This is a genomic window from Marinomonas transparens, assembly GCF_016463975.1.
Classification (GTDB): Bacteria; Pseudomonadota; Gammaproteobacteria; order Pseudomonadales; family Marinomonadaceae; genus Marinomonas; species Marinomonas transparens.
Genome location: NZ_JAEMNX010000006.1, coordinates 175,064 through 185,942 on the forward strand (window position 1 = coordinate 175,064; position 10,879 = coordinate 185,942).

A 10,879-nucleotide genomic window follows, 5' to 3' on the forward strand; every position below is an offset into this window, starting at 1 on the left:
AATATATATTCCATTTTTATTGTTTTGGAATTTATGTTGGTTTATGGTTATGGGTAATGGCAACCAGCAATAAAATAAGAAATTAACGAGGTTAAAAAATGTCGCACTTATTGTCTAAAAAGAAACTGTCTGAAAACAGCACCATGACACAAAACATCACACCTGAAAGTGCGAACTGGCAATATGTGGGCTTTGAAGCCCATATTCTTAAGAAAGGGGAGTCGTTAACGGTAGAGGCTGGCAGCAACGAGATTTGTGTGGTCTTGTTATACGGCCATGCAGATGCATCAACCAAGGACAACACTTGGTCGAATATTGGTGATCGAGCTTCAGTGTTTGATCAAAAAGCGCCTTTTGCTGTGTATGCGCCAGCAGGGGATCAAATCACCTATAAAGCTTTGATGGATATTGAGTTGGCGGTTTGTAAAGCGCCCGGTAAAACGAATTATCCAGCGCGTTTGATTCGTCCTGAAGATTGTCAATTTGAAACCCGTGGAGTAGGCAGTAATGTGCGCCATGTGTGTAACGTGTTGTTTGGTAATTTGGCGGCAGACAGTCTATTAGTGTGTGAAGTCATCACGCCTAGTGGTAATTGGTCTAGCTATCCGCCTCATAAGCATGACCAAGATGCGGCTCCTGCGGAAACCCAGTTAGAAGAAACCTACTACCACCGTATTGATCCGCCTCAAGGATTTGTCTTACAGCGTGTTTACACAGACGATAGAAGCCTAGATGAAACCATGGCTGTGGAAGATGGCGATGTGGTCATGGTGCCAGAAGGTTATCACCCTGTGGGGGTACCCCATGGTTATCAATCCTACTATCTTAATGTGATGGCTGGGCCGTCACGTAATTGGATCTTCCACAACGACAAAGACCATGAATGGATAATCGAACGCGATAAGAAAACTGCGTAATAGGCTCTTTTTATTGTGATCCTCTCACTCTCATTTTAAAACGCTATTTATGCGCAAAAAAACCAACCCTAGATAACGAGCGTTGGTTTTTTATTGGGACTTTCTTGCTGAGCGTGATGGGACGTTATTGCACCAATTCGTTATCGGTGAACTCGCCTTCGAATAATGCAGTCGATAGGTAACGCTCGCCTGAGTCAGGTAATACCACCACGATTTTCTTATCTGCAAATTCAGGCAGTTGATTCAAGCGTTCAGCCGCAATGACCGCTGCACCACAAGAGATACCACATAAGATACCTTCTTCACGCATGAGGCGTTTCGCCATATCAATCGCGTCCTCGTTAGAGACTTGCTCAACACGGTCAACAATTGAAAGGTCGAGGTTTTTCGGTACAAAGCCCGCGCCTATGCCTTGGATTTTGTGTGGCGAAGGTGTCGGTGTTTCACCGTTCATGGTTTGTGTGATCACCGGCGAGCTGGTGGGTTCTACAGCAACACTGATGATGGCTTTGCCTTGAGTGTTCTTAATGTAACGGCTGACACCCGTAATGGTGCCGCCAGTGCCAACGCCAGCCACCAACACATCGACTTCACCATTGGTGTCCTGCCAGATTTCTGGGCCCGTAGTTTGCTCATGAATTTCTGGGTTAGCCGGGTTTTCGAACTGTTGCAGTAAGACAAAGTCGTCCGCTTGAGCGATTTCTTCGGCTTTTGCAATCGCACCCTTCATGCCTTTCGCTGGTTCCGTGAGTACAATTGTGGCACCAAGGGCTTTCATCACTTGGCGGCGTTCAATACTCATGCTGGATGGCATGGTGATGGTAATCGGGTAACCACGAGAAGCGGCGACAAAACAGAGGGCTATCCCCGTGTTACCACTGGAAGGCTCAACAATGGATTTGCCTTTGCTCAAGAGGCCCTTTTTCTCCGCATCCCACACCATGTTCGCGCCGATACGGCATTTTACTGAGAACGCAGGGTTACGTGATTCGAGTTTCGCCCAAATATTACCGTTGCCTATGCGGTTTAAACGTACCAGTGGCGTATTGCCAATGGTAAGGGAGTTATCTTCAAAGACTTGAGACATACCATTTCCTTTTATTGTTAATCTATGGAAGGTTATCGCACTCATATAATAGCGCAGCTTATTGTCTTCACTATAACCTCTTCGTTGGGATTGGTGTTAGAATTTGCGACTATATCGTTATAAAACGGTGCGCCTTACTAAACATCAAGTGGCCTCAGCACCAATCAAATTAGGATACCCGTTTGGATACCAATGAAAATCACGCAGTGATGACACTGGATCGTCATCATATTGCCCGTAAACAAGCACAGTTAGTGAAGCGTCAAAGAGATGGCTTACCCAGTGACCGTATGGCCAATGAGCTGTCGGCGATGAAGGAAAAATCGAGCGCCTTGTACCAAGCTCGCTTGTCCCGTTTGCCTAACATTACCTACGACGAGAGTTTGCCTGTTGCCGCCCGAGCGGATGAAATTATTAAGGCGATTCAAGACAATCAAGTCATCATTATTGCGGGGGAAACCGGTTCAGGTAAAACCACCCAATTACCCAAAATGTGTTTGCAAGCGGGGCGTGGCATCGCGGGTATAATTGGCCATACTCAGCCAAGACGAATCGCGGCGCGCAGTGTGGCGGAACGTATTAGTGATGAAATGCAGGTTAAGCTCGGTGAACAAGTGGGTTTTCAAGTACGTTTTAGCGATGAAAGTACCGAAGAAACCCTGATCAAGCTGATGACAGACGGTATTTTGTTGGCGGAAATCCAACAAGATAAACTGCTCTATAAATACGACACCATCATCATAGACGAAGCTCACGAACGCAGTCTTAATATCGATTTTCTGCTGGGCTATCTAAAGCAAGTACTGGCGGCACGTCCTGATTTAAAAGTGATTGTTACTTCCGCGACGATCGATGTAGAGCGCTTCTCTGAGCATTTTAACAATGCTCCTATCATAGAAGTTTCAGGTCGAACCTACCCAGTAGAGGTGCGTTATCAGCCATTGTTGAGCAAGTCGGATTCGGAAGAATTAGACGAAGATCAAAGCATGGAACAGGGTGTTCTCGATGCGGTGGAATTGCTCATTGCTGAAGAAAGGCAGTCAGGCTATCGCGGTGCAGGAGATATCTTGGTCTTTTTACCGGGGGAGCGAGAAATTCGTGAAACCGCAGAGATTTTACGGCGTGCTGAATTGCGTGGCACAGAGGTCTTACCCTTATACGCTCGACTTAGCGTCAGCGAGCAGCAACGTATTTTTAAGTCTCACTCTGGGCGCCGCATTGTCTTGTCCACCAATGTGGCTGAAACCTCACTAACGGTGCCGGGTATTCGTTATGTGATCGATCCGGGTTTAGCTCGCATCAGTCGCTACAGTGTGCGTTCCAAAGTTCAGCAATTACCTATCGAGAAAATCAGCCAAGCCAGTGCTAACCAAAGGGCAGGGCGTTGTGGTCGTGTGGCCGATGGTATTTGTATTCGTCTCTATGATGAAGCGGACTTCGATAATCGCGCCGAGTTTACTGATCCAGAGATATTTCGTACCAATCTCGCTTCGGTTATTTTGCAGATGGCGAATCTCAAATTAGGCGCGGTAGAAAAATTTCCTTTCGTGGAAATGCCTGAAAAACGCATGATCAATGACGGGTATCGAGCCTTGACGGAGCTGGGGGCATTAAAGCGTGACAAGCTCACGCCGATTGGTCGTCAGTTGGCTAAATTACCCATCGACCCGAAATTGGGGCGAATCTTGATTGCGGCGCAACAGCATAACGTGCTCAAAGAAATCGCCATTATTGTGAGTGCCTTATCGATTCCTGATCCGCGTGAGCGTCCCCAGGATAAGAAAACCCAGTCAGACCAAGCTCACGCACAGGATAAAGACGAAGATTCCGACTTTGCGGTGTTCTTGAACTTATGGGAGCGTTTTGACACCCAACGTCAAGAATTGTCACAAAATCAATTGCGCCAGTATTGCCGTAAGCAATTTATCAATTTTATGCGTATGCGCGAGTGGCGTGACATCCATCGTCAAATCATGATTGCTTGTAAACAACTGGGCTTTAAAGAAGTAACTCATGCCGAGCGCAATTATGAAGCCATCCACCGCTCATTATTGGCGGGTTTGTTTACCCATGTGGCGAATAAGATGGAAGACAGCAAGGAAATGCTTGGTTGTCGTTCGCGTAAATTGTCGGTTTTTCCCGGTTCCATGTTATTTAAGAAACCCCCTCAATGGGTGATGGCTGCTGAACTGGTGGAAACCAGCAAGCTGTATGCTCGCGTGGTGGCGAGAATCGACCCCGCATGGATAGAAGAATACGCCGAGCCTTTCGTGAAGCGACAGTATTTTGATCCGCACTTTGAGCGCAGCCAAGGCCGGGTTATGGCCCAAGAGCAAGTGTCTTTGTATGGTTTGGTGATCGTCGCTAAACGACGCATTGATTACGGCCATGTGAACCCCGAAGAGGCACGGGAAATTTTCATTCGAGCGGGCTTGGTCGAAGGGGAGTTACGCACCAAACAGGCGTTTTTCCGTCATAATAAAGCCCTGATCGAAACATTGGAAACTCAGGAAGCCAAATTACGTACCCGCGATATTTTAGTCGATGATGAAGTGGTGTTTGCCTTTTACGATAAGCGCTTGCCTGCAGATGTGCGTAACCTGAAAAGCCTAGAATATTTTGTTAAAAATACGCCAGATACGCTGTTGATGACCCGTGACGACTTGGTCAATCAAGAGGTGCAGGTGGATGAGGTGGCGTTTCCTGATTCCTTTGGTTTGAATGGTGTAGCTTTGCCCATTGATTATCAATTTGATCCGGGTAAAGAAACCGATGGGGCGACCTTAAAAGTGCCCGTGGGTTTGCTACGCCAACTTAGCTTGGAAGACCTAGGTTGGGCAGTACCTGGCTTTATCAAGGAACGTTGCGAAGCCTTGTTAAGGGCTTTGCCAAAGGTACTGCGCCGTCGCTTTGTGCCGATTCCGCAATTTGTTGATCGCGTTTATCCAAACTTATCGAAAGACAAGGGCGACCTGCTAGAGCAACTTAGCTTGCAGATTAAACGCGAAACTCTGATTGATATTCCGCTTAATGAATGGAATGCCGAAAAACTCGACTCTCATCTTACTTTGAACCTAGAGGTGGTCGATGAGCGCGGTAAAGTTTTGGGGGTGGGGAAGGATCTGGGTCAGTTGCAAGCTCAATTTGGTGCCATGGTGGAAGAGAGCTTTGCGAAATTTGGCACTAAGCAACATGAGCAAGAAGGTCTAACACTTTGGCCGGATCAAGACATTCCTGAGCGTCAGGAAATCAAACAGGCAGGCATTAAGGTAACGGCTTTTCCAGCCTTGGTAGCGCAGGGCGACAGTGTGTCATTGAAGATGTTTGATGACCAGTACACAGCGATAGAAAACCACCGCAAAGGTGTGATCACCTTACTTAAGCTGACTTTGCATAAAGACATGCGCTATTTGCAGAAGAACTTACCGCATTTGCGTGAATCTCTGCTGATCTTCTCGCCCTTGGGGAAAAAAGAAGTGCTGCTGGAAGACTTGCTAAATGCGATCTTGGATAAGGTGTTTTTAGATGGTCGGCCTTTGCCGCGCCGTAAGGCTGAATTCGAGCAATGCATTGCTGAGCATAAGCCCAACCTAGTAAATACAGCGAATGAAATGGCAGAACAGTTATATCGCGTACTCTCTTCTTATCAGGGGGTAGCGAAAAAGATGAAAGGTAGCATACCATTGCCTTGGACACGGGTTTACGGTGACATTAAAGTGCAGCTTGAACAGCTTATCTACCCAGGTTTTATTGGCAATACACCGCTAATTTGGTTAGGGCAATTGCCGCGCTATTTTAAAGGCATTGAGGTGAGGTTGGAGCGCTTTCAAAATCATTTGAATAAAGAAAATGCCTATGTGACCCAATTAGAAGGTTTATGGCAAACCTATGCTCGACAGAAAAAAGCCCATGAAGATAAAGCGCTTTATGATCCAGAATTGGTAAGATACCGTTGGATGTTAGAAGAGTACCGTATTTCGCTGTTTGCTCAGTCGGTCGGTACCTTAGAACCTATTTCGGAGAAACGACTTACTAAGCAGTGGCAGGAAGTAAAAAAACTGGTTTAGGTTAAAACGACTACTTTTAGGAAGGCTAAGGATGAACCGCAAAATGGTAAATACAATGGGTTCTTTATTATTGAGTTTGCTGATGATCTTCTCTCAGCCCGTCATGGCAGAAACAGAAGAGGACCCATGGGAAGGCTTTAATCGCGCTATGTTTAGCTTTAACGACGCGATTGACGGCGCTGTATTAAAGCCAGTAGCAACAACGTATAAAGACATCACACCGCACCCTGTGCAAAAAGGCGTGAGCAATTTTTTTTCTAATCTAGGAGAAATTAGCAATATCACCAATAATCTCTTGCAAGGAAAATGGGATGAAACGGCGTCATCTACTTGGCGGTTTATTATTAATAGCACAGCGGGTTGGTTTGGTATTTTTGATGTGGCGAGCGAGCTTGGCTTAAAGCGTTATAAAGAGGATTTTGGCCAAACCTTGGGTTATTGGGGAGTGTCGTCTGGGCCTTATTTAGTGTTGCCGTTTTTGGGACCTTCTACCGTCCGAGATAGCACGGGTATGGTGGTTGATTATACTAACTATGATGCGATGGAGTTGATCGATACCAATCGGGATCAACGCTGGGGCTCAAGGGCGTTAGATGTGGTTGACACTCGTGCTCGTTTGCTGGCGGCAGAATCGCTGATCATTGGTGACCGTTATAGCTTCATTAGAGATATTTATTTTCAAACACGTATCAATGATGTACATGATGGTAACCCTCCGCAACGAAAAGCCGCTTCGAACACTGACGATGACAGTTGGGGAGAAGAATCGGAAGACGATAGCTGGGGAGATGAAGACAGCTGGGGCGATGACAGTCGCGACGACGAGGCCGGAGAATCTAGCTGGGCAGAGTAACCCAAGCTTTATTCTATTCTGTTGACTAAAGCGGCGTCTTTATCTGATGTTGTCAGGAAGTACCCGCTTTAGTCTTGTATCAGTGAGACCTTTAATAACTTGCCTGTATCTGTGCCAATATAAAGCACACCTGCTGAATCCTGAGCGATAGAGCGCAGCCTTTCGTTCAAATCTTCCAAGTAGCGGCTTTCCGTTGTTTTACCATCTTGCTCAATTCTAATTCTATTCAAATGGCGTAATGCTAACGCGGTAGACAGAAAGTCTCCTTGCCAATTGGAAAATAACTCACCGCGATAGCGAATCATGCTGCTTGGTGCGATAGATGGGGTATAGACCTTAATCGGGTTATCTATACCTTCTTTTTCCTGCCCATCTCCGACACTAATTGGTCCCCAATATTCTTTACCATGGGAAACAATCGGCCAGCCGTAATTGGCGCTGGGGCGTATGAGATTAATTTCGTCTCCACCTCTTGGGCCATGCTCGTTTGCCCAAAGAGTATGGGTTTTTAGATCGTAAAATAGGCCTTGAGGGTTACGATGTCCGTAGCTCCAAATCTCGTTTTTCACATTGCCATGACCAACAAATGGATTATCGGCAGGCACACTACCATCCAGATTTAAGCGAATGATGCTGCCCGCATGGTTGGTGAGATCCTGAGCGTTTTTTCTGGTGCCACGTTCGCCCACTGAGAAAAATACATGATCCTGATCGTCAAAGGCGATACGGCTACCATAATGTTTGGTTTGTGAACTTGCCGAGTCTGTGACCAAAAGGTCTTGCCATTGGCTTAGTACATTGTGTGCTAACTTAGCGCGAGCAAGGGTGGTGGCTGAGCCTTTGTTGGTGGGTTTTGCATAGGTGAAATACAGCCAGCTATCTTGTTTGAAGTGAGGAGACTTTGCCACATCCAGCAAACCACCTTGACCTCTACTATCGACTTTTGGCAGACCAGTTAAGGCTTGTTGCTTTCCGCTGTTTAAGTTAACTCTGTAAGCTTTACCTTGTTTGATGGTAACAATGGCTTCTTGGTCATTGATCAGGCTGATGCCCCATGGAATACCATTAAGTTGAGAGACTTGATCTATTTTTAGCATGTCAGTATTTGAGGCATAAGCGCTAAAGGTCATCAGAGTAGATAAGAATAGTAGCCATTTTTTCATGTGCGTTTCTCCCAAGAAGTGATGACGAGTATATAGAAAGTAGCCTAAAACTTGCTCAGTCGAAAGGGGTTTCCTTGACAATTTCCTATTCTTGCCGAGTAAGGAGAAAGTATTGAAAATCATGGTTAATAAAAGGATGTTAGCGCCTAAATCATTAGCTTTTTACCTATATCAAGACAGTTAACCGAAGTAACGTTCATTAGGGGCAACGTTTCTGGTTACCACCGCATTGGCGGCAATAATGGCATTATCACCAACCGTTATTCCCGGTAATATCTTGGCACCGCCACCAATCCACACCTTATTACCAATGACAATCGGCTTTGCATGGCATTCACCAGACGCTCGCTGTGTCGCGTCTCTTGGGTGATCCACGGTATAAAGATGCACGGCTGGGCCAATCAACACATCGTCGCCAATATGGATAGGTGCAGCGTCTAAAAAGACACAGTGGAAATTGATAAAAACATTCTTGCCAAGGTGAATCTGTGAGCCATAGTCGCACTGGAACCCCGGCTCAATTACCGCACTATCAAAGGCGGAAAATAAGCGTGTCACATGGCGTAAATTGCCTTTGCTTGGATGTGCGTTGAACTTAGCGCAAGCAATACGAGCCGCTTCCCTGCGTAGACGAAGGTCCACATCGATAGCATTAAAGGCTTCACCACGGATCATTTTTTCAAATTCAGTCATCTTGGTTACTCATTATCATGCTGGCATTAATAAAAGCCTAAAATAGAAAGACACAAAAAACGCGACCTAGGTCGCGTTTTTAATAATGCTTCGTTTGAAGATATTAGAGCATAGACGCTAGGGTAACTTCCAACTTCCTTTGATCCGCTGCGAAATTACGAATGCCTTCAGACAATTTTTCTGTCGCCATGGCATCTTCGTTCATTGCCCAGCGGAACGCCGCTTCGGTGATGGCGGCTGGTGCCGGCTTCACGTCTGTGGTTGGAATCAATTTACGCTCAAGTTGGCCTTCGTCTTGCTTCAATTCTTCAAGCAGGGCAGGACTAATGGTCAAGCGGTCACAACCCGCGAGTTGTTCGATCTCGCCGATGTTACGGAAGCTTGCACCCATCACAACAGTTCTGTAGCCGTGTTGCTTGTAGTAGTTGTAGATCTCGGTCACAGACACCACACCCGGATCGGTTTCTGCCGTGTAAGTCTCGCCAGTGGATTTTTTGTACCAATCAAGAATACGACCCACGAAAGGAGAGATCAGATAAACACCGGCTTCGGCACAGGCTTGTGCTTGTGCGAAAGAGAAAAGTAAGGTCAGGTTACAATTGATGCCTTCTTTTTCTAGCTCTTCAGCGGCTTTAATACCTTCCCAAGTCGACGCGGCTTTAATCAATACGCGGTCACGGGACACACCTGCTTCTTCGTATAGGGCGATCAATTTACGTGCTTTCGCCAAGGTGGCGTCTTTATCGAAAGACAAACGAGCGTCTACTTCAGTAGAGATACGACCTGGGACGTATTTCAAAATTTCGGTGCCGACGATCACCGCTAGCTTATCGCCAGCGTCTAAGATTTGCTGCTCTTTGTCGTTGCTCTGGGTTTTCGCCCATGCCACCGCTTGATCAAGGAAAGGAGCGTATTCAGGGATTTGCGCGGCTTTTAGCATCAAAGACGGGTTAGTCGTCGCGTCTTCTGGTAAAAAGTCTTTGATTGCCGTGATATCACCGGTATCGGCCACAATGGTCGTGAAGGCTTTCAATTGAGATAACTTGTTGCTCATTGCTCTTATCCTTTGTGTTGATGATGTTTGACCAAATCAATGGCCTCTAATAATACCTGTATTTTTGCGTCGGCTTTATGACCGTTTTCAGAAAGATAACGGCGGAACTGTTTGCCGCCTGCTTCACCCTGAAAAATACCCAAAATATGTCGAGTGAGATGCAATAATCGTTCACCTTTATCCAGCTTGCGTTCCACATAGGGAACGAAGGCTTCCAGCGCTTCATAACGGCTGCTCACTAGAGCCTGTTTGCCAAATAGCTGTTCATCCACTTGGCTAAGTAACCAGGGGTTGTGGTAGGCCTCGCGACCGACCATGACGCCATCGACTTTAGTTAACTGTTGTTGGCATTCTGCTAAAGTTTTAATGCCGCCGTTTAGAATGATTTCAAGGTCTGGAAAATCTTCCTTTAACTGATGCACATAATGGTATTTCAACGGTGGCACTTCGCGGTTCTCTTTTGGGCTTAAACCTTGGAGAATCGCATTGCGTGCGTGAACGATAAAAGTGGTAACGCCTGTTGTCGCCACATCACCAACAAAATCTCGTACCACGCTGTAGTCTTCTTGATCGTCTAAACCAATGCGATGCTTAATAGTAACGGGAATACTGCAAGCGTCTTGCATGGCGCGCATGGCGTCTTTCACCTTGTCTGGGTGAGCCATTAAACAGGCGCCGATTAAACTGTTTTGCACTCTGTCACTTGGACAACCGACGTTTAAATTCACCTCATCAAAACCCGCTTGCTCTGCCATCTTCGCGCATTTGCCTAACGCGATGGCATCGGAACCGCCAAGTTGTAGGGCGATAGGGTGCTCGCATTCGTCGTACCTTAAGAAACGTTCAGGATTCTTACCTTGTAATAAAGCGCCAGACGTCACCATCTCGGTATAAAGCAGAGTTTGTTTCGTTAAAGTGCGAGCAAATACACGGTAATCGCTCGTCGTCCAATCCATCATGGGTGCAACAGAGAAGCGTCTATCGACTGTATCCTTTGATTTTACTGGGATTGAGCTCTTTTCTAGAGGCATTTTATTAAGTATCA

General features: G+C 46.3%; 8 protein-coding genes. 3 read left to right on the forward strand and 5 right to left on the reverse strand.

Annotated features, from left to right (window positions below):
• The first annotated feature begins 98 nt into the window (after positions 1-98).
• Positions 99-917, forward strand: coding sequence for a 5-deoxy-glucuronate isomerase (iolB, locus tag I8J31_RS08030; protein WP_199467757.1), 819 nt, complete (start codon positions 99-101; stop codon positions 915-917).
• Between the two features lie 124 nt (positions 918-1,041).
• Here iolB and cysK read toward each other — a convergent pair whose 3' ends face one another.
• Positions 1,042-2,004, reverse strand: coding sequence for a cysteine synthase A (cysK, locus tag I8J31_RS08035; RefSeq protein ID WP_199467758.1), 963 nt, complete (start codon positions 2,002-2,004; stop codon positions 1,042-1,044).
• A gap of 182 nt (positions 2,005-2,186) precedes the next feature.
• Between cysK and hrpA the strand changes: the two genes are divergently transcribed.
• The gene (gene hrpA / locus I8J31_RS08040; protein ID WP_233402651.1) at positions 2,187-6,071 is read left to right on the forward strand and encodes an ATP-dependent RNA helicase HrpA; all 3,885 of its coding nucleotides are present in this window, start codon (positions 2,187-2,189) and stop codon (positions 6,069-6,071) included.
• 43 nt (positions 6,072-6,114) lie between these two features.
• Positions 6,115-6,924, forward strand: coding sequence for an MlaA family lipoprotein (locus tag I8J31_RS08045; RefSeq protein WP_199467759.1), 810 nt, complete (start codon positions 6,115-6,117; stop codon positions 6,922-6,924).
• A gap of 68 nt (positions 6,925-6,992) precedes the next feature.
• Here I8J31_RS08045 and I8J31_RS08050 read toward each other — a convergent pair whose 3' ends face one another.
• The 4 genes from I8J31_RS08050 to dusA form a co-directional block, all read right to left on the reverse strand.
• A complete protein-coding gene (locus I8J31_RS08050; RefSeq protein ID WP_199467760.1) occupies positions 6,993-8,087 on the reverse strand; it encodes a PQQ-dependent sugar dehydrogenase in 1,095 nt (364 codons plus the stop codon).
• Positions 8,088-8,267: 180 nt separating this feature from the next.
• Entirely contained in the window at positions 8,268-8,780 is a 513-nt protein-coding gene (locus tag I8J31_RS08055) for a sugar O-acetyltransferase (RefSeq protein WP_199467761.1), read from the reverse strand.
• A gap of 103 nt (positions 8,781-8,883) precedes the next feature.
• Positions 8,884-9,834 carry a transaldolase gene (gene tal, locus I8J31_RS08060; RefSeq protein WP_199467762.1) on the reverse strand — a complete coding sequence of 317 codons (951 nt, stop codon included), beginning with the start codon at positions 9,832-9,834 and terminating at the stop codon, positions 8,884-8,886.
• A gap of 5 nt (positions 9,835-9,839) precedes the next feature.
• A complete protein-coding gene (gene dusA / locus I8J31_RS08065; RefSeq protein ID WP_199467772.1) occupies positions 9,840-10,865 on the reverse strand; it encodes a tRNA dihydrouridine(20/20a) synthase DusA in 1,026 nt (341 codons plus the stop codon).
• Positions 10,866-10,879: the final 14 nt, after the last annotated feature.

Bases quoted from the DNA above. Each gene is read 5' to 3' on its own strand.
- iolB (WP_199467757.1), top strand. From the start codon at position 99: ATGTCGCACTTATTGTCTAAAAAGAAACTGTCTGAAAACAGCACCATG.
- cysK (WP_199467758.1), bottom strand. From the start codon at position 2,004: ATGTCTCAAGTCTTTGAAGATAACTCCCTTACCATTGGCAATACGCCA.
- I8J31_RS08045 (WP_199467759.1), top strand. From the start codon at position 6,115: ATGGTAAATACAATGGGTTCTTTATTATTGAGTTTGCTGATGATCTTC.
- I8J31_RS08050 (WP_199467760.1), bottom strand. From the start codon at position 8,087: ATGAAAAAATGGCTACTATTCTTATCTACTCTGATGACCTTTAGCGCT.
- I8J31_RS08055 (WP_199467761.1), bottom strand. From the start codon at position 8,780: ATGACTGAATTTGAAAAAATGATCCGTGGTGAAGCCTTTAATGCTATC.
- tal (WP_199467762.1), bottom strand. From the start codon at position 9,834: ATGAGCAACAAGTTATCTCAATTGAAAGCCTTCACGACCATTGTGGCC.
- dusA (WP_199467772.1), bottom strand. From the start codon at position 10,865: ATGCCTCTAGAAAAGAGCTCAATCCCAGTAAAATCAAAGGATACAGTC.